We start from the raw sequence: 18,824 nt of genomic DNA, 5'->3' as shown, positions 1-18,824 counted from the left end.
TTGAATACTACTGCATTTGCACTATTTTTAATTATTGTTCTTGGTACGCTCGTCATAACCTATTTTGCATCGAAAAAAACGAAAAATGCGAGTGAATTTTATACGGCTGGAGGGGGATTAACTGGTTGGCAAAATGGTCTGGCCATTGCTGGAGATTACATGTCTGCTGCTTCATTTCTCGGTATAGCTGGAGCAATCGCATTAACTGGGTTTGATGGATTCTTTTATAGTATCGGTTTTTTAGTTGCTTATCTAGTTGTACTATATCTTGTTGCAGAACCGCTTAGAAATTTAGGAAAGTACACTTTGGCGGATATGATTGCAGCACGCTTTGATGCGAAAAAAGTTCGCGGAGTTGCAGCTCTTAATACGATGACGATTTCTATCTTTTATATGATTGCACAATTAGTTGGCGCGGGTGCACTTATTAAATTATTATTAGGGATTGAATATACGACATCTGTATTAATCGTTGGAACACTTATGACGGTGTATGTTATTTTTGGAGGTATGACAGCAACGAGCTGGGTACAAATCGTAAAGGCTGTATTACTTATGGCTGGTACGTTTATTATTTCTGTTATCGTTTTCGCAAAATTCAACTTCAGCGTGACTGAAATGTTCGCTCAAATGAAAACAGCTACACCTTTAAAAGATTCATTTTTAAATCCAGGTGTAAAGTATAAGGATGGTCTTGATACACTTTCTTTAAATTTAGGACTAGTACTTGGTACAGCTGGATTACCACATATACTTGTCCGCTTTTTTACAGTACGTGATGCAAAAACTGCACGTCAATCTGTCGTATATGCGACGTGGTTAATTGGTGCATTTTATATTATGACGATTTTCTTAGGATTTGGTGCGGCAGCGTTTGTAGGAAATGAAGCGATTATTAAAGCAAACCCAGCTGGTAATATGGCGGCACCTTTATTAGCCAAAGCGTTAGGTGGAGACTTCTTATTTGCTTTCGTATCAGCAATTGCTTTTGCAACGATTTTGGCTGTAGTGGCAGGTCTTGTATTAACAGCAGCATCAGCATTCGCTCATGATTTTTATAATGAAATCATTCGTAAAGGAAAATCAACGGAAAAAGAGCAAGTATCCATGGCTCGTTATGCATCTATTGGAGTAGCGATACTATCTATCATACTTGCATTATTTGCCCAAACATTAAACGTTGCATTTTTAGTATCATTAGCATTTGCAGTTGCAGCGAGTGCAAATCTACCAGTAATTTTATTTACAATATATTGGAAGCGTTTTAATACAACGGGTGCTATTTCGGGTATGATTGTAGGTCTCGTATCAGCAATTGTTCTCGTAGCGTTGAGTCCGAATGTTTGGAACCCTGTAGCTGGAAAAGCTATTTTTGTTGGGGAAGCGTTATTCCCATATACGACACCAGGAATTATTTCAATTCCACTCGGATTTCTTGCAGCATATTTAGGAACGGTTTTATCTAGTAAGAAAGAAGATGAAGCGAAATTTGATGAAATTCTAGTGAAATCTAATACTGGTCATGGCATTAGCGATGCGTCTTCACATTAAATAAAAGAGGAGCTTTTCGATAGATAAGAAAAGCTCTTTTTTCTTTTGTCATTTTCTTGTAAATATTACTGATTTGTAAGTAGGATTTGTCTTAATTTTGTGGAATGAAAATAGCAGGGAGAAATTTAAGTCATCATGGCACCAGCGCAGCTTTTGTGAAAAATAAGTTGTTATGGAAGGTGGAAGTAATGATGAAAACGAAGCAAACTGATGAATTATTAGCAAAAGATGAGCAATATGTTTGGCACGGAATGCGTCCCTTTAGTCCAAATAGTACAATGGTAGGGGCAAAAGCTGAAGGGTGCTGGGTTGAAGATATACAAGGAAAAAGATATTTAGATGGTATGAGTGGCCTTTGGTGTGTGAATAGTGGATATGGAAGAAAAGAGCTCGCAGAAGCGGCTTATAAGCAATTACAAACATTATCATACTTTCCAATGTCACAATCCCATGAGCCAGCTATAAAGCTTGCTGAAAAGTTAAATGAGTGGCTTGGGGGAGAGTATGTTATTTTCTTCTCAAATAGTGGTTCAGAAGCGAACGAAACAGCTTTTAAAATAGCAAGACAATACTATGCTCAAAAAGGTGAACCACATCGTTATAAATTTATGTCACGTTACCGTGGGTATCACGGGAATACAATGGCGACAATGGCAGCGACGGGACAAGCGCAGCGTAGATATCAGTATGAGCCGTTTGCTTCAGGTTTTTTACACGTAACACCACCGGATTGTTACCGTATGCCTGAAATTGAAGGGCAGCATATTTATGATGTAGAATGTGTGAAAGAAGTCGATCGTGTTATGACGTGGGAATTAAGTGAAACAATTGCCGCTTTTATTATGGAACCAATTATTACAGGCGGGGGCATATTAATGCCACCACAAGACTATATGAAAGCTGTTCATGAGACGTGTCAAAAACACGGTGCCTTGCTTATTAGTGATGAAGTAATTTGCGGTTTCGGTCGTACAGGAAAAGCATTTGGGTTTATGAATTATGATGTGAAGCCAGATATTATTACAATGGCAAAGGGCATTACGAGCGCATATTTACCATTATCTGCAACAGCTGTGAAAAAAGAAATATATGAGGCTTTTAAAGGTAAAGGAGAATATGAATTCTTCCGCCATATTAATACATTTGGTGGAAATCCAGCAGCTTGTGCATTAGCACTTAAAAACTTAGAGATTATGGAAAATGAAAATTTAATCGAGCGATCTGCGCAAATGGGTTCCCTTTTATTAGAGCAACTAAAAGATGAAATTGGGGAACATCCGCTTGTTGGGAATATTAGAGGAAAAGGTCTATTAGTTGGAATTGAATTAGTAAATGATAAAGAGACGAAAGAGCCAATTGATAACGACAAAATTGCAAGTGTTGTAAATGCTTGTAAAGAAAAGGGCTTAATTATAGGACGAAACGGTATGACAACAGCAGGATATAATAACGTTTTAACATTAGCGCCGCCTCTTGTTATTTCAAGTGAAGAGATTGCTTTCGTTGTTGGAACGTTGAAGACAGCGATGGAGCGTATTTAATAAATAGAGAGAGGAGCGAGCTGTAATATAAGGCTCGCTCTTGTTTAGTAGGAGGGGACTTTTAATGGAGAAATATGATCCTAACAAACATTATCACATCGGATATTATGAAGACGGATATGATTTAGAAGTGACGGCGTACAAAAGAATAAATGAACCAGTTTGGGATGCTTATATTCCGCACTATGAGGCAGACGATTTTTATAAGAAAGTGGAGGGAATGAAGCTAGGTAAATATATAGATGATTATGGCATTATGGTGTATTCATTTGGGAATGATATTGATGATGATGAAGCACGAATTATTTTTGAAAAATGGTTAAAAAAGAACGGGATTGTTTAAAGATAAAACAAAAAGGAGATTGCTATCTTATAAAATAGCAATCTCCTTTTATTATAGTAAATTTATTTACTTGCTTTCATTGCTTTATCTTTTGCACCAAAAGTGTATTTTAACATTGGTGGTGTAATCATTGTAGTTAAAATAACGACAATAACGATTGCTGTAAAGTAATCTTGTGCCAATAGACCTGAAGAAAGTCCTGTTCCTGCGATGATAAGTGCAACTTCACCACGAGAAACCATTCCAGCACCGATAATTGCAGAAGACTTAGCGTCAAATCCAGTCATTCGAGCACCGAATCCACAGCCGATTAATTTCGTTAATACAGCGATAACAGTTAATGCTAAGATGAACCAAATTTGATTGCCGATACCGTCAAATGTAATATTCATACCGATACTAACGAAGAATACTGGAACGAACATAGCGTAAGCAATTGGTTCTACTTTCTTTTCTACTTCATGTTTGTAGTTTGTTTGAGAAATTGCAATACCAGCAGCGAAAGCACCGATAATACCAGCAATTCCTAATAATTCGCCGAAATATGCGAATGAGAAACAGATGATAAGAGCCGCGCTCACGATAGACTCAGATACGCGCAGTGGTGATAACCAGCGCATAATCGCAGGAACACCTTTCCATCCGATTAAAATAATAGAAGCGAAGAATACTACTTTCTTCAAGATAACCATTGTTAAGTTAACATCATCAGTACCTAAGAAGCTCATTGCAAATGCTAATAAAATAACAACAAGAATGTCATCAAATACAGCGGCTCCAAGCATCGTCGTACTTTCACGTGTTTTCATTTTACCTAAATCACGAAGTGTTTGTACGGAAATACTAACACTTGTCGCACATAGAAGTAATCCTAAGAATACAGCGTTTCCTTGTTCCATTCCCATCACAAGACCGGAAACGTAACCACCTACGAATGGAAGAATGATACCTCCGAGTGCAACTGCTAAAGAAGAATTACGATTTGCGTTTAATTCTTCTAAGTCTGTTTCAAGTCCAGCCATAAACATTAAAAGAATAACTCCGACATTACTTAATTGAGTTAGAAGCTCTGAATTTTCAATCCAACCTAATACAGCTGGACCGATAACGATACCGACAATTAATTTACCTAGTACAGAAGGTTGACCTAATCTAACACTAAGATCACCAGCAAGCTTTGTACTTAATAAAATAAGTGCAATTTGAAAGAAAAATTCGAATTCCATCTGATCCTCTCCTCGTCATTTTTAATTTTATCATACGATTTCTCGGAATTTGCCTAATGAAAATATGTAAAACCCATTAAACAAAAGGGTCTGATTACAAGTTCTTTTGAACTCGTAATTTGAACCTGTAATTAATATATAATAGATTTTATAAAAAATCAATGAAAAAATGGGAGCTTTTTGAGGAAGAAGCTGTCTTATTGGGATATAGGTGTAAGAGTAGTGTGTGAATTTTATATGTATAAAATAGTATGAAGTCCTTTTCCATTACAAATAATAAATTCTACATACTATTTCACGAACTATAACTGTGAAAGGGAGGATTTATAATTTGAAGGCATTAAAAAATAACTTGTCTATTGTTGCTTTAGGTGGAGTAAATGAAATAGGAAAAAATATGTATGCTATCCAATATGAAAATGATATTGTCGTCATTGATTGTGGATCTAAATTTCCAGATGAAAGTTTATTAGGGATTGATTTAATAATTCCAGACGTCACATATTTGCAAGAAAATAAAGAAAAAATTCGCGGTTTAATAGTAACGCACGGGCATGAGGACCATATTGGCGGAATACCATATTTTTTAAAACAACTAAATGTACCAATCTATGCAACAAAGTTAACGTTAGGTTTAATTGAAATTAAATTAAAGGAACACAATCTTCAAAATGATACGGAATTAATCGTTATTCATTCAGAATCAGAAATTGATTGTGGTTCTATTAAGGCAACTTTTTTTAAAACGAACCACAGTATTCCGGATTGTCTCGGTATTGTTTTTCATACACCAGAAGGTACTGTAGTACATACAGGTGATTTTAAATTTGATTTAACACCAGTAAATAATCAACATCCTGATATTCATAAAATGGCTAAAATAGGAAGTGAAGGTGTACTAGCTTTATTATCTGAAAGCACAAATGCAGAACGTCCAGGTTTTACTCCATCAGAAAGGTCAGTAGGAGAACGGATAGAGGAAATATTTATGAAAGCAAATAGAAAAGTAATTATTTCTACGTTTGCTTCTAATGTGAATCGTGTTCAGCAAATAGTTGAAGCATGTATAAAAACAAATCGAAAACTAGCTTTGCTAGGGAGAAGTATGGTAAATGTAGTAGAGGTTGCTCTAGAGAAAGGTTATTTACATATTCCAGAAGGTATGTTAATTGAAGCAAATGAGGTAAATCGTTTAGATCCAAAGCAGGTTGCAATACTTTGTACAGGAAGTCAAGGAGAACCAATGGCAGCTTTAGCGCGTTTAGCTAGTGGAAACTATAGACAAGTGGATATTTTACCAGAAGATACGGTTATTATAGCCGCGACCCCTATCCCAGGAAATGAACGTAACGTTTCTCGAATTATCGATAATTTATTTGCATTAGGAGTAAAGGTGATTTACGGATCAGGTAGTTCTACTGGAGTGCATGTATCCGGTCATGCATATCAAGAAGAGTTGAAGTTAATGCTTACATTAATGAAGCCAAAATATTTTATTCCAATTCATGGAGAGTTTAGAATGCTACACCACCATAGTTTGTTAGCAGAATCAATTGGTATTGAAAAGGAAAATATCTTTATTGTACGTAATGGAGATGTTGTAGATATAAGTAATGAAGTGGCAATTCAATCTAGAAGAATACAGGCAGGAAATATATATGTAGATGGATTAGGAATTGGAGATGTTGGAAATGCATTATTACGTGATCGTAAACAACTTTCAGAAGATGGAATGCTCGTTATAGTTATTACTTTTAATAAAGTGGATGGAGAAATAATTTCAGGTCCAGATATTATTTCTCGTGGATTTGTCTATGTCCGTGATTCAGAAGAATTTCTAAGAGAATTAAATAAATTAGCTGTTATTACGATTAATAATTTAAAGAAAGAGAATGTGAATAGCTGGGGTATTTTGAAAAGGGAGGTAAGAGAAGCATTAGGGAAGTATATATATACAAATACAAAACGAAAGCCGATGATTCTTCCTATAATAATAGAGGTTTAATAGTAAAAAGAATTCTCGTATGGGAATTCTTTTTGTTTTGAAGAGAAAATGAACATATAATGAAATAAATAGAAATGGAAGGAAATAAAAGATGTTATTAAATAAACGTTTTACAATTGGAGAAATGGCGAAAATGCATAATATCGCAGAATCTACATTAAGGTATTATGATGAAAAAGGAATTTTTCATCCGTCCATTGTGGATCCTCAAACGAATTATCGTTATTATACAATCGATCAATTTTCACTGTTAGATACGATTAAATTTTTACGCCAGTTAAATATTCCGTTAAAGGAAATTAAGAAATATATTGATGAAAGAAATCCAGCATACGCACTCAATTTACTGGAAAAACAACAAGAGATGATGCTGAAGAAACAAAGAGAAATTGAGTATGCTTTGGCGAAAATGGAGCATAGAATTCATTTAATTAAGAAAGCAACAAAAGCAAAAGCTGAACAAATGGTAATTAAAGAGATTCCGCAGCGAAAAATTACAGCAATTGCGGTTGCTCCAAATACGACGGATGATATGTTTGAGTACTACATTCATTCGTTACAAAAAAATATGAGGCAAATGGATGATAGTTTATTTTCTGGAGATATTGGTGTAACTGTTGCGAAAAAAGGATTAATGCAAAATGAGTTTCAAGCATATAGCAGTGTATTTATTCTTTTGGATTATATGCCGTATGAAGTGCATACTTCAGATGAAATTAAAGAAGGTTTATATGCTTGCTCTTATCATCATGGACCGTATGAAGAAACAGATGCAACGTACAAGGAGTTACTTACATACATTGATAAAGCAGGTTACGAAGTACATGGAGATTCGATTGAGATTGGATTGATTGATTGGTCTGTAACAGAAAATCCAGAGGAGCAAGTAACAGAAATTCAAATTCCTGTAGTAAAAAAATAAGATGAAAACCTTTGAATGGATTACAAATTTACATTCATTAGTATAAGTCAGTTACCTGTTTTTTTAATTCTCTCTTGACCTTCAAGTTACTTGAAGGTTTAAACTAAGAAAAGAGAGTTGAAAAAAGGAGCATATTAGAGTATGGAAGCAACAGAAAAATTAAGAGAAAAACCGATAAAAAGCTTATTTATTTCTTATTTAATACCAGCCGTTCTTGGAATGGTATTAATGTCAGTGAATATTGTAATTGACGCGGTCATGATTAGTAGAGGAGTTGGGGCGAACGGTTTAGCAGGAGTGAACGTGGCTATTCCAGCATTTTCGATTTTCTTCTCTATTTCATTATGGATCGGAATGGGCGGGGCAACGTTATACTCCATTGCATTAGGCGAAAATAAACGAGAAAGAGCAAGGTCTATTTTTACTCAATCCATGACGGTAGCAGTTGTTATCGTAGGGATTTTAGCAGCGATTTGCTTATGGAGAATAGAAGATTTAGCATACTTATTTGGTGCAAATGAAGTGATTCTACCATATGCGTTAGACTATTTACACGTATTATTAACATTTGGAATGATATACGTTTTAGAAAATATTTTAAGTACATTCATACGGAATGATGGAAATCCTAATTTAGCAATGGCTGGTCTTGTTGTAACAGCTGTATTAAATATAGTGTTTGACTATATCTTTATTTTTATCTTTGGATGGGGCGTAACAGGTGCTGCTTCAGCGACTATTCTTTCGGCAGCGATTGGTTTCCTTGTATTATTAACTCATTTCTTTAGAAAAAGTAGTATTTTAAAGTGGACGAAATTCCATTTTGAATGGGATACTGTCAAACAAATTATGGTGATTGGTTTCCCAAGTTTTACAGCAGAAAGTACGGTTGCAATCGTAACGATTGGTTTTAATATCGCATTCGTCCAATATGCAGGAGAAGTAGGAGTAGCTTCCTATGCGATGGTGAATAGTATTCATGCAATGACATTACTATTATTCTTTGGTGTTGGAGCAGCATTACAGCCAATTGCTAGTTTCCATTATGGGGCAAATTTATCAGAGAGACTTCGTGAAGGATTGAAGTTTGCTGTGAAAATTGCAGTTGTCCTCGGAGGCATTGCGATAATTGTCGGATTATTCTTCGGGAAATATATCATTGGTTTATTTGATGTTCAATCTCCAGAATTATTGGAGTTAACCTTAACAGGTATTAGCTTATTCTTTATCCAATACGTATTTTTAGGTTATAACATTGTGTATGGAGAGTATTTCCAATCAGTGCGACAAACGAAGAAATCAGTACTTATTATAATGAGCCGAGGATTACTATTTATTATTCCATTGTTATGGATTATGCCGAAATTATTTGGGATAAACGGAATTTGGCTCGTTATGCCAGTTGCAGAAGTAATGACAGCGATTATCGTATTTACGATGAATCGTATGAAACATCCTGTTCCATTAAATATGGCAGGAGAGAAAGAAGCGATATGATGAAGAAAATCCCCTTAAGCAATTAAGGGGATTTTTTTATTCCTTTAAACTAATCGCAAAAGATCCATCCGTTTCTTGAACAGAAGCAAAGGCAACGTTTTTAATATTTGTAATTCCTTTTTCCTTTAATTCTTTATATAACCATTTTTCATCTTTATGTATTAACTTTAAGTTATCATATTGAATTTGTGAATCGACGATAAGTGCAATTGGTAATCCAGCATACTTAACTTCTATGTTTAAATCTTTTGGAGTTAATGGTACAAGTTCTCTTTTTGGTAAAATACTAATAGCGCCGTTCGCTTCTAAAATAGCGTATTCAATTTCATGAACACTTGGATATCCTGCAACGCGAAGATTAGAAAGTAGTTCTGCAATGGGGTATCTACTTTTTTGTAAGTTCTCAAAAATAATATCACCATGTTTAATTAAAATGATAGGGTGTCCAAGAATAAAACGATTTAGTTTGTTGAATAGGCTTAATTTTGTAAGAAGTAAATGTAAACATGTGATAACAACCATACCGAGAAATGCTTGTAAAGCACCAGAGACGGGTATGGCCTGGAAAGCTAAATAAGATAAAAAGATTATAGCCCCAAAATCATGAGGAGTTAGTTGTGCTAACGCGGATTTACCGAGTAACTTAAGCGATAGTAAAAATAAGATAAAAAAGAACGACACGTTACATAAAAAGAGAAGCAATAGAGACACTCCTTCGTGTAAAGTTGTACTTACTATTCCCGAAAGTAATATAAATATTACCTTTCAGAGGATAAATTAGGGTTTATTGGAATCTGTCTGTATACAAACAAATAAACGGATATTATCATGAAGGAAGTAAAAGAAAATAGGAGTATATGAATATGAGAAAGAAGAAAATAATGAAGGGCATTTTAGTTGTTATAATGATTTGCGCCGTGTATGCGGGGTTTTTACAATATCACATTTATAAGCATGGGCATATGAATGCAACCTACGATGCTGATTACATAATTGTACTAGGATCGAAAGTAAATGGGACGAAACCATCTTATTCATTGCAATATCGTATTGATAAAGCAGCTGAATATTTAAAATCACATGAGAAAACAATCGCTATCGTATCTGGAGGACAAGGAAAAGGCGAAGATATTTCAGAAGCATTAGCAATGAAACAAGGACTAATAAAACAAAATATCGCAGAAGACCGCATTATAATGGAGGACAAATCTACGAGTACAGATGAGAATATTACATTCTCAAAACCGTTAATTCCAGCCGATATGAAAAAAGGTATGATTGTAACAAACGATTTTCACATGTTTAGAGCGAAAAAAATAGCGGCAAAACAAGGTTTACAATTAGAAGGTCTTCCGGCAAAAACACCGAAACCAATCATCATTCCATCGAATGTACGAGAATATTTAGCAATCACACAGTACTGGTTTATGAATCGAATATAGTGAAAGTGATCCCGGCTGAAACTTCAGGCGGGATTTAGTTTGAGGAAAATCTTACAAATATGTCACGTTCGTGAAAGGTAAAGCGATAGTTTCTAGAATGGATTCCTGACATAATGAAGATAACAAAAACTATTTAGAGGTGAGTCGGATGAAAGGAAATAATATACTATCTTCACTATGTTACTTTAGTATCTTTTTTGCACCATTTTTACTACCAATTATCGTGTACTTCGTTGCGGAAGATGAAGTGAAATACCACGCGAAAAAAGCATTTTGGTCACATATTTTCCCGTACGCAATTTTATTCGGAGGATTAGCGATATCAGGAATATTCGGTTTAGGATTCAATCAATCTGACGGTGCTGGAATTGGAATGATGATCACATATGCAGTGTTCATTCTTGTAGGAATTTACTACTTCATTTGGAATATCGTAAAAGGTATTAAAGTTTTGAAAACGGCGTAATAAGATAAGAAATAATATGATGTAAATCTGTCGGTATAATTTCATTTACCGTATTAATAAACGTTTTAAAAAGAGCAATTCAAAAAGAATTGCTCTTTTTGTGCTTATAAGTTGTGAATATTGAAAAAGATATGTTAATTTTTCATTAGGAAGAGAAAAAGGAGTGATTTTCATGAATGAGATGATACATAAAATGGAGCAACACGTTTCAGTTCGTAAATATAAAGAAGAACCTATTCCGAAAGATGTAGTAGAAAGAATGGTGCAAGCTGCGCAGCATGCTGCGTCCTCGCATTTTGTACAGGCTTATTCTGTTATATATGTAACAGATCAAGACCTAAAGATTAAACTAGCAGAGCTATCCGGAAATCGTCATGTGAAGGACTGTGCAGCATTTTTTGTTTGTTGTGCAGATTTAAAACGACTTGAAATGGCATGTGAAAAACATGGTACCGAGATAAAGCATGAAGGAGTAGAAGATTTTATCGTTGCGACAGTAGATGCTTCACTTTTTGCGCAAAACTTAGCGCTAGCAGCAGAATCGTTAGGATACGGTATTTGTTATATTGGTGGTATTCGTAATAATCCGAGAGAAGTGAGTGAACTGCTTCATTTACCTGATAAAGTATATCCTGTATTCGGAATGACAGTCGGCGTACCAGATGAAGATCATGGAGTGAAACCACGTTTACCGGTAGCAGCAGTTCTTCATGAAAATGGATATGATGAACAAAAATATGATGAATTACTAAACGAATATGATGAAACGATGAACGCGTATTATAAAGAAAGATCATCAAACAAGAAAAACGTAACATGGACGGAATCAATGAGTTCGTTTATGTCTAAAGAAAAAAGAATGCATATGAAAGAGTTCTTAAGTGAAAAAGGATTAAATAAGAAGTGAGTAAAGAGGCAAACCTGTGATGTAGGTTTGTCTTTTTGGGAAGGAGAAATACCTAAGGCCAGAAAGTTGTTTATTCTTTCTGAACTTAGGTATTTTGCTTTTTATCATATACATAGAAATAAAAATTAATAATTTTTTACAAAAGTGATAGAAAATGAGAATGAAATGCCAATAGTAAGTAAAAGCGGCATAATAGCCGCTTTTTATCGTTTTATTTAGTATTTGATTTGAAATGTTTATCTTATGAAAGAAAGATTATTGCTAATTGTAAACTGTCAATAAAGTTATTTAAGTTTTGATATGGAATACCCTGCCGGAAAATACAGCAATAATTTTGTTTGAACATATCTGTTATGGCACAATCTAAAGCATCTTCTATAACAAGTTCAAACTTTCAATAAGAAGATAACCCCCTGTACAACTTAAAAGAATGTACGTAAATATTTTAAAAATCCGTTGATTAAGCCATTTAAAAATAATTTGACCTATAAACAAACCTAAAAATACAATTGGAATGGCATAAAAACTTGATTCCCAAATGGTTTTGTTTGTGCCAGTAAAGAGTATTTGAGTTACTAGGCTAATGAAATATATAAACAAATAAAAAGCTAATGTAGTTGCTCTTAACTTCTCTTTTTCAGTATCAGTTCCTGTAAAATAAAGTAACAGGGGTGGACCGGGCATACCGATACTTGTCGTTAAAAGACCAGATAATCCACCAACTATGAAATCTCTAGATTGTGTTGATCTAACCTTAACGTTGCATATTAGCAATAATGTTAATAGTAAGAGTAGGATGCTAACTGCTAATTTAAAAGTGTTTATGTTAACGGAAATGAAAATTAAAATGCCAAAAGGAACACCAACTATACTTCCAAAAATAAACCTTTTCAGTAGAACAAAATCAACGTCCATTCTTATTTTCCAAATGAGTGAAATGGAAATAATTAAAGACAAAATAATGTTTATTTGTATAGCTTCTTGTGGTAGAAATAACATAAGTAAGAAAGGGGTTGCCATTATGGAAAAGCCAAAACCTGTACTTGCTTGCAGAATAGAAGCCACTAATATAATACATACGAAAATGAATGTGATACCCAAAACAGCCCTCCTATTTAATCAAGTTTAACTAGTTAAAGTCTATTATTTAAGTGCAATATTTCACAAACTCATTTGTATTTTAACATAAATATCTAGTTTTTTCTCAAATAGTGTTGCCATATAAGGCTCTTTAACTAAAAAATCCGACTTACATTTTGAAACAATTTTATTATGGGGAAACAAATAATGAATGGGATCAAAATGTATTGATTATCATTAATTTATTCACTGAGATCCCCGCGATAAAACAAGAACAGCCATATAAAACTTACAAAAATACAGCATGTAGCTAATAAACTGCCAATCATTTGAGGAGAAAGAATTTCTAACAGCCCTCCTGTAAAAAACATCGATAACTGAATAAGAGATCCGTAAATAGAATAATGGAATGAAAAAACTTTACCTATCATATTTTCGTGTGTGTAAGTTTGAAGTAATGTCGTATCAAGTGGAACGATGATTCCTCCTGCTATACGCATACAGAATAAAGTAATGATACCGATAATAAGTTGATCGGATAGAATGAATCCGAGAAAGAAAATTCCTTGTAATAAGTAGGCCCAACCGAATACTTTTTTCATTTTTTCTTTATTATGGGATATATAAAGATTAACGAGAAGGCTTCCTATCATAAGCCCAGCCCCTTGAACCGTATATAAAATCCCAATGTTCGTATGGAAAATTTTTTCGGCATAGATCGTTAGAAGTAGTTGATAAGCGCCTCCAATAATGCCCCATGAAATGCCGACAAGAATTAATGTTAAAATGATTTTTGTTTGTAATATGTATGTATAACCACCTTTTATATCAGTGAAAAATGCTTTGTTCTTGTTACAAGTATCATGAGCAGGAATACTCATGTTATAAATAAAATAGGCTGAAATAAAGTATGATAGGCTATTTACTAAAAAAGCGAACTCAATATGTAAAGATTGTGCAATTACTCCGCCCAAAGAAGCCCCCATAATAGACATAAAACCATTAATTGTACTAGAAAGAGAGTTAGCAGTTACGAAATGATTTTGGTGTACGATATTTTTTAAGGTTGCTTGTTTAGCTGGTTCAAATAAACAAGCAAGTACAGATAAACATATATTAGCAATGAAAATAATCTCAATTTTATAGCCTGCGAGTAAGTATGTAAGGACTAGAATTCCCCGTGTAATATCGGTGAAAATCATAATATTCTTTTTAGAGAAACGATCTACAATTCCGCCTATGAATGGACTAAGAAGAAGCTGTGGTAAACTTTTACTTATAAAAGTAAGTGCGATCATAAACGGCGATTCCGTTATGCTGTAGACAAATGTTAATAAAGCTACCGTATGGAACCAATCCCCAAGTACACTTAATGTTTGCCCATAAAATAGTTTATTGAAGTTTTTATTTGTTTTAAGAAGTGTGGAATAAGAAACTGACATAAATAGATTATTCCTTATGTAATGACGATGTTTGAATTTGTTCTTTCCACTCACTTAAATACACTTTTTCCGCTGTAGGAAGTCCAACAGGTAATTGTGCAATCAATTCTAAACTATTTCCATCAGGGTCGTTAAAGTATACGGCTGCATGTGCTAATTCCGGAAAAACAATCGGTTCAATTGGTTCCATTCCAAAGTCTTTTCGTGCTGAAATTCCTTTTTGATTTAGCCAATGAATCGCATTTTCTAAATCATGTAAACTTACTTGAAAGGCGATATGTCGTAAAGAGGGGTGATAATTCACTTTGTATTCTGTGCCTTCCCAAAGGCCGAGCCAACTCTCATTTTCTTTAATCCAAAAGAAAGCAATATTATCGCCTCTTTTATATAATTTTAGCCCTAGTGATTCATAAAAAGGTATTGATACTTTTAAGTTGCGGACAGGTAAATGTGCTTCGTAAAGACCTCTAATCATTGTAATCCCCCCTTAGTAAAAATGTTTCTTATTCCATAGTAAACAATATGTTGTTAGTTGAAATCGCAAATAAGAGGGATATAAATTCATACGAAAGTATGAAAAAAACAGCTCAAATATGAGCTGTTTTTCTATAGTTTTTCGTTCATTTGTCAAGGGTAGGATATATTAATATCCGTATCCGCCGCCACCCCAACAGCTACATCCGATGATGATTAGAAGGATGAATAGTACGATAAGCAAAGCAAATCCACCGCCGAAACCAGCGCAACTTCCACCATAACTCATATGTTTTCCTCCTTTTTAATAAGTTAATCTATATGGTTCATGGACTACTATATACAGTATGTTTTTTGTATAGAAAACGAGCCAGTCTCATTTATAATTAGACAAATGCCTGTAGATTCATTAGGATTGTATGTTAGTGATTTGTAAATAAATCTTTACGTGATTCGTAATTTAGGCATAGAAAAATAAAAAATTGTAAAAAAACCATTTTTATTTTTTATGAGAGAATATGTACTATAATTTTACAAGTAATATTATGGGAAAAGGAGTTTTAGTATAGAGATGGAGATGGGACAATTACAAAATAAAATAGAAAACAAAAGAAAGAGTTAATTCAACTTGTTGCGAGACACGGATTGGATCATGATAAAGTTTTGTTATTTAGTCGTGATTTAGATATACTAATTAATAAGTTTATGAATATAAAAGACAAAGTGCATAAATAAAAATTTATAGTTTTTTATATTAAGATGTTTCACAGAAAGGAGAGGACAGTAATTGGAACATTTACAGGAAGAATTGTATAAACAAATAAAAGAAGAAAAAGGTACAGTTACAATTTTCTTAAAGAGTGGCGTTAGAATAGTAGGAGAAGTTGTTGGAGTAGATAAATTTACAGTTTTAATCTTAGTGGATGGAAAACAACAGCTTATTTATAAGCAGGCTATATCAACAATAATGAAATAAGACACTCTTGTTGAGTGTCTTATTTCATTATTGCTTGCATGCCTCAACATCAATGCCGGCAGCAATTAACTTCTTTTCTCCATCTTGTTCAATGATTTTTTGTAATTTAGATAGGAAAGAATCAAAGTTTGTATGCTTTGCTACTTGGAATGTCATTTTATGTTCAATTGGTAGCCACGTATCAATATCAGCTTCGTTATGCTGGATTTTCACCTCAAGTTTATCGAGTGCATTAGCAACTTTTGCTTCGTACGTTTCTTTCGCTTCAAACTCCATCCATAAGTCATATAATTCCTCACCGAGAGAACCTGTTAATGTTTGTTTAATATTTAAAATAGCTTCTAGTTCATTTTTTTGTTTTTGTAGCTGTAAGTCATGACTATTCATTGTATCAAATGCAGGGATATCACCAGCTTCGGCTTCGACTAGATCGTGAATAATAACCATTTTAAGTAATTTCTCAATATTTACTTTTTGATCCAAATAAGGTTCAACTAAAATGGCCATTAGAGACATACGCCATGTATGTTCGGCAACACTTTCTTGACGTCCGTTGGAAAGCCAGCTATGTCGCATTTCATATTTTAGTTTTTCTGCTAATGCAATGACTTGTAAAATGTTGTGTTCCATCGTGATCCTCCTCATTTATTCATACCATAATTCTAATATAGAAATGAAATGTGTCAATTTCATGAGTATATTGCGATAAACAGATGATAAGCGTATAATACATGTTATATGTGAAAACGTATTATTAAAATAAAAAAATGTTATATAAAAATGGAAAGGAAAGGGCAGAAATATGGGAGAGAAAAATCAAGTATTAGCTAGACCACAAAGAAGAAAAAGGAAGTTTGATATTTCTAGCCCAGTGGGCATTATAGTAGGTTTTATTATAGTGATAGCGGCAATTATGCTTGGCGGCGGTGGAATAAAAGCTTTCAAAAACTTTTTAGATGTTTCATCTATTTTAATTGTCATAGGGGGAACAACAGCGACAATTGTTGTGGCATATCGATTTGGAGAAATAAAAAAATATACGAAAAGCATTTTTACTGTTTTACATAGAAGAGAAGAAGATTTAGAACAGTTAACGGATTTGTTTGTCGATTTTTCGAAAAAGTCTAAAAAGCACGGCTTGCTTTCTTTAGAGGTAGATGGAGAGCAAGTGGATAATCCTTTTATTCAAAAAGGAATTCGATTAATGTTAAGCGGTTACGATGAAGATGAATTAAAAGAAGTGTTATTGAAAGATATTGAAACGGAAGTGTATGAGTTAAGAAAAGGAGCAGCATTATTAGATAAAATTGGTGATTTTGCTCCAGCTTGGGGCATGATAGGGACTTTAATTGGTCTTATCATTATGCTCCAAAACTTACAAGATACATCGCAAATTGGTACAGGGATGGCAGTTGCGATGTTAACGACATTATATGGGTCTGTACTTGCGAATATGATTGCAATCCCTCTTGCGGAAAAAGTATATCGTGGTATTGAAGATTTATATACAGAGAAGAAGTTTGTAATAGAAGCAATTTCAGAATTGTATCGTGGACAAATCCCTTCTAAATTAAAGTTGAAACTGGATACATACGTATACGAAACAAAGGTAAAAAAGGTAAAAGGAGCAGCCTAATATTTCAAGGAGTGGTATGATGAGTAAAGGACCGCAAAAGGGATCGCCTCGTTGGATGACGACTTTTACAGATTTAACGATGTTATTATTAACTTTCTTTGTATTACTAGTTGCTACATCAAAGCAAGATGCAGTAAAATTGTCAAAGATGCTTGAAAAGTTTAGTGATACGGGGCAAGTAGATGCAAAAGTAATGGAAAATACAATACCAGATATTTCACATGAAAAAAATGATGAAAAAATGATCTCAAAAAAGAGAATGGATGAATTATATAAGAAGTTAAAAGCGTATGTAGATAATAACGGTATTAGTCAAGTGAATGTATATCGGGAGGATACAGGGGTAAGCGTCGTTATAGTAGATAATTTAATATTTGATACAGGCGATGCAAACGTTAAGCCCGAAGCGAAAGGGATAATAAGTCAATTAGTTGGATTTTTTCAATCCGTACCTAACCCAATTGTTGTAGAGGGACATACAGATAGTAGACCTATTCATAACGAGAAATTCCCTTCTAATTGGGAGTTATCTTCAGCACGAGCGGCAAATATGATTCACCATTTAATTGAAGTGTATAATGTGGATGATAAAAGGCTAGCTGCGGTAGGATATGCAGACACAAAGCCAATTGTACCAAATGATTCACCGCAAAACTGGGAAAAAAACCGTCGCGTTGTTATTTATATAAAAGAGTAGTATATTATTATTTTAATAATAAAATAATAAAAATACGAAAATTCTTTTAAAAAAATATTAAATTTTATCATTTTATTTTGTATAATGAGTGAGAATGATAAGGTGAAATATTAAGATATATTTATACATAGAAGGAGAGAATTAAAAAGAATGGCACATAAAATTTTAGTAGTAGACGATGCGATGTTTATGCGAACGATGATTAAAAACTTATTAAAAAGTAATGCTGACTTTGAAGTTATCGGCGAAGCAGAGAATGGGGTAGAAGCGATTCAAAAGTATAAAGAACTTCAACCTGATATTGTAACATTAGATATTACTATGCCAGAAATGGACGGGCTTGAAGCATTAAAAGAAATTATTAAAATTGATTCAAGTGCAAAGGTTGTTATTTGTTCTGCAATGGGACAACAAGGTATGGTATTAGATGCAATTAAGGGCGGGGCAAAAGACTTTATTGTAAAGCCATTCCAAGCCGATCGTGTAATTGAAGCTTTAACAAAAGTAGCAAATAGTTAATATAGAAGGGGTGCCACAAGGAATCAAAACAGTGATAGCGGATCGACGTGTGGCCCCCTTTTTTCTCATTGTAAAACACTAAATTGTTATACATAAATGA

The 18,824-nt window shown here is 33.9% G+C and carries 20 protein-coding genes and 1 pseudogene; 14 read left to right on the top strand and 7 right to left on the bottom strand.

Annotated elements, in window-relative coordinates:
- The 3 genes from IQ781_RS07430 (at position 1) to IQ781_RS07420 (ending at position 3,435) form a co-directional block, all read left to right on the top strand.
- Positions 1 to 1,551, top strand: coding sequence for a solute symporter family protein (locus IQ781_RS07430; RefSeq protein WP_001098240.1), 1,551 nt, complete (start codon positions 1 to 3; stop codon positions 1,549 to 1,551).
- Positions 1,552 to 1,742: 191 nt separating this feature from the next.
- The gene (locus IQ781_RS07425) at positions 1,743 to 3,092 is read left to right on the top strand and encodes an aspartate aminotransferase family protein (RefSeq protein WP_000850962.1); all 1,350 of its coding nucleotides are present in this window, start codon (positions 1,743 to 1,745) and stop codon (positions 3,090 to 3,092) included.
- A gap of 64 nt (positions 3,093 to 3,156) precedes the next feature.
- The gene (locus tag IQ781_RS07420) at positions 3,157 to 3,435 is read left to right on the top strand and encodes a DUF3986 family protein (protein ID WP_000417068.1); all 279 of its coding nucleotides are present in this window, start codon (positions 3,157 to 3,159) and stop codon (positions 3,433 to 3,435) included.
- Positions 3,436 to 3,497: 62 nt separating this feature from the next.
- Here IQ781_RS07420 and IQ781_RS07415 read toward each other — a convergent pair whose 3' ends face one another.
- Entirely contained in the window at positions 3,498 to 4,661 is a 1,164-nt protein-coding gene (locus tag IQ781_RS07415) for a cation:proton antiporter (RefSeq protein ID WP_000393901.1), read from the bottom strand.
- Between the two features lie 331 nt (positions 4,662 to 4,992).
- On the opposite strand from IQ781_RS07415, the gene IQ781_RS07410 reads away from it, so the two are divergent.
- From IQ781_RS07410 to IQ781_RS07400, 3 genes are all read left to right on the top strand, one after another.
- Positions 4,993 to 6,666 (top strand): ribonuclease J, encoded by a 1,674-nt coding sequence (locus tag IQ781_RS07410; protein ID WP_139847119.1) that lies wholly within the window; start codon positions 4,993 to 4,995, stop codon positions 6,664 to 6,666.
- 91 nt (positions 6,667 to 6,757) lie between these two features.
- The gene (locus IQ781_RS07405) at positions 6,758 to 7,588 is read left to right on the top strand and encodes a MerR family transcriptional regulator (protein WP_000925934.1); all 831 of its coding nucleotides are present in this window, start codon (positions 6,758 to 6,760) and stop codon (positions 7,586 to 7,588) included.
- A 141-nt stretch (positions 7,589 to 7,729) separates the two neighbouring features.
- On the top strand, positions 7,730 to 9,085 hold the full coding sequence (locus IQ781_RS07400; protein ID WP_000388389.1) for an MATE family efflux transporter: 1,356 nt from the start codon (positions 7,730 to 7,732) through the stop codon (positions 9,083 to 9,085).
- A gap of 36 nt (positions 9,086 to 9,121) precedes the next feature.
- On the opposite strand, the gene IQ781_RS07395 is transcribed toward IQ781_RS07400, so the two are convergent.
- Positions 9,122 to 9,787 carry a DUF421 domain-containing protein gene (locus tag IQ781_RS07395; RefSeq protein WP_000923924.1) on the bottom strand — a complete coding sequence of 222 codons (666 nt, stop codon included), beginning with the start codon at positions 9,785 to 9,787 and terminating at the stop codon, positions 9,122 to 9,124.
- Between the two features lie 161 nt (positions 9,788 to 9,948).
- Between IQ781_RS07395 and IQ781_RS07390 the strand changes: the two genes are divergently transcribed.
- From IQ781_RS07390 to nfsA, 3 genes are all read left to right on the top strand, one after another.
- Positions 9,949 to 10,527: a YdcF family protein gene (locus IQ781_RS07390; RefSeq protein ID WP_001227676.1), complete on the top strand. Its 579-nt coding sequence runs from the start codon at positions 9,949 to 9,951 to the stop codon at positions 10,525 to 10,527.
- A gap of 148 nt (positions 10,528 to 10,675) precedes the next feature.
- Positions 10,676 to 10,993, top strand: coding sequence for a magnetosome magnetite crystal formation protein family (locus IQ781_RS07385; protein WP_000678038.1), 318 nt, complete (start codon positions 10,676 to 10,678; stop codon positions 10,991 to 10,993).
- Positions 10,994 to 11,165: 172 nt separating this feature from the next.
- Positions 11,166 to 11,900, top strand: coding sequence for an oxygen-insensitive NADPH nitroreductase (gene nfsA, locus IQ781_RS07380; RefSeq protein ID WP_001004524.1), 735 nt, complete (start codon positions 11,166 to 11,168; stop codon positions 11,898 to 11,900).
- Positions 11,901 to 12,275: 375 nt separating this feature from the next.
- On the opposite strand, the gene IQ781_RS07375 is transcribed toward nfsA, so the two are convergent.
- From IQ781_RS07375 to IQ781_RS07360, 4 genes are all read right to left on the bottom strand, one after another.
- Positions 12,276 to 13,001, bottom strand: coding sequence for a sulfite exporter TauE/SafE family protein (locus tag IQ781_RS07375; protein ID WP_046392533.1), 726 nt, complete (start codon positions 12,999 to 13,001; stop codon positions 12,276 to 12,278).
- Between the two features lie 221 nt (positions 13,002 to 13,222).
- Positions 13,223 to 14,422, bottom strand: a complete 1,200-nt coding sequence (locus tag IQ781_RS07370) for an MFS transporter (protein WP_139847118.1) — start codon at positions 14,420 to 14,422, stop codon at positions 13,223 to 13,225.
- 7 nt (positions 14,423 to 14,429) lie between these two features.
- Positions 14,430 to 14,897, bottom strand: a complete 468-nt coding sequence (locus tag IQ781_RS07365) for a VOC family protein (RefSeq protein ID WP_033696135.1) — start codon at positions 14,895 to 14,897, stop codon at positions 14,430 to 14,432.
- A 168-nt stretch (positions 14,898 to 15,065) separates the two neighbouring features.
- On the bottom strand, positions 15,066 to 15,185 hold the full coding sequence (locus IQ781_RS07360; protein ID WP_000120179.1) for a YjcZ family sporulation protein: 120 nt from the start codon (positions 15,183 to 15,185) through the stop codon (positions 15,066 to 15,068).
- 282 nt (positions 15,186 to 15,467) lie between these two features.
- Here IQ781_RS07360 and IQ781_RS07355 point away from each other — a divergent pair.
- Together IQ781_RS07355 and hfq are read left to right on the top strand one after the other, a co-directional pair.
- Positions 15,468 to 15,631: pseudogene (locus IQ781_RS07355) on the top strand (Spo0E family sporulation regulatory protein-aspartic acid phosphatase).
- Between the two features lie 52 nt (positions 15,632 to 15,683).
- On the top strand, positions 15,684 to 15,872 hold the full coding sequence (gene hfq, locus IQ781_RS07350; RefSeq protein ID WP_000400665.1) for an RNA chaperone Hfq: 189 nt from the start codon (positions 15,684 to 15,686) through the stop codon (positions 15,870 to 15,872).
- 27 nt (positions 15,873 to 15,899) lie between these two features.
- Here the strand turns inward: hfq and IQ781_RS07345 are convergent, their stop codons facing one another.
- Positions 15,900 to 16,502: an HD domain-containing protein gene (locus tag IQ781_RS07345; protein WP_000400752.1), complete on the bottom strand. Its 603-nt coding sequence runs from the start codon at positions 16,500 to 16,502 to the stop codon at positions 15,900 to 15,902.
- A gap of 172 nt (positions 16,503 to 16,674) precedes the next feature.
- On the opposite strand from IQ781_RS07345, the gene IQ781_RS07340 reads away from it, so the two are divergent.
- From IQ781_RS07340 to IQ781_RS07330, 3 genes are all read left to right on the top strand, one after another.
- Entirely contained in the window at positions 16,675 to 17,508 is an 834-nt protein-coding gene (locus IQ781_RS07340; protein WP_000504191.1) for a flagellar motor protein MotP, read from the top strand.
- 19 nt (positions 17,509 to 17,527) lie between these two features.
- Complete coding sequence (locus IQ781_RS07335) at positions 17,528 to 18,205, top strand: OmpA family protein (protein WP_000033627.1); 678 nt, start codon at positions 17,528 to 17,530, stop codon at positions 18,203 to 18,205.
- A gap of 150 nt (positions 18,206 to 18,355) precedes the next feature.
- The gene (locus tag IQ781_RS07330) at positions 18,356 to 18,724 is read left to right on the top strand and encodes a response regulator (RefSeq protein WP_000940565.1); all 369 of its coding nucleotides are present in this window, start codon (positions 18,356 to 18,358) and stop codon (positions 18,722 to 18,724) included.
- Positions 18,725 to 18,824: the final 100 nt, after the last annotated feature.

Source organism: Bacillus sp. N447-1, from assembly GCF_022701035.1.
In the GTDB taxonomy this organism is placed as follows: domain Bacteria; phylum Bacillota; class Bacilli; order Bacillales; family Bacillaceae_G; genus Bacillus_A; species Bacillus_A cereus.
This window is presented reverse-complemented; position numbering and strand designations above follow the sequence as displayed.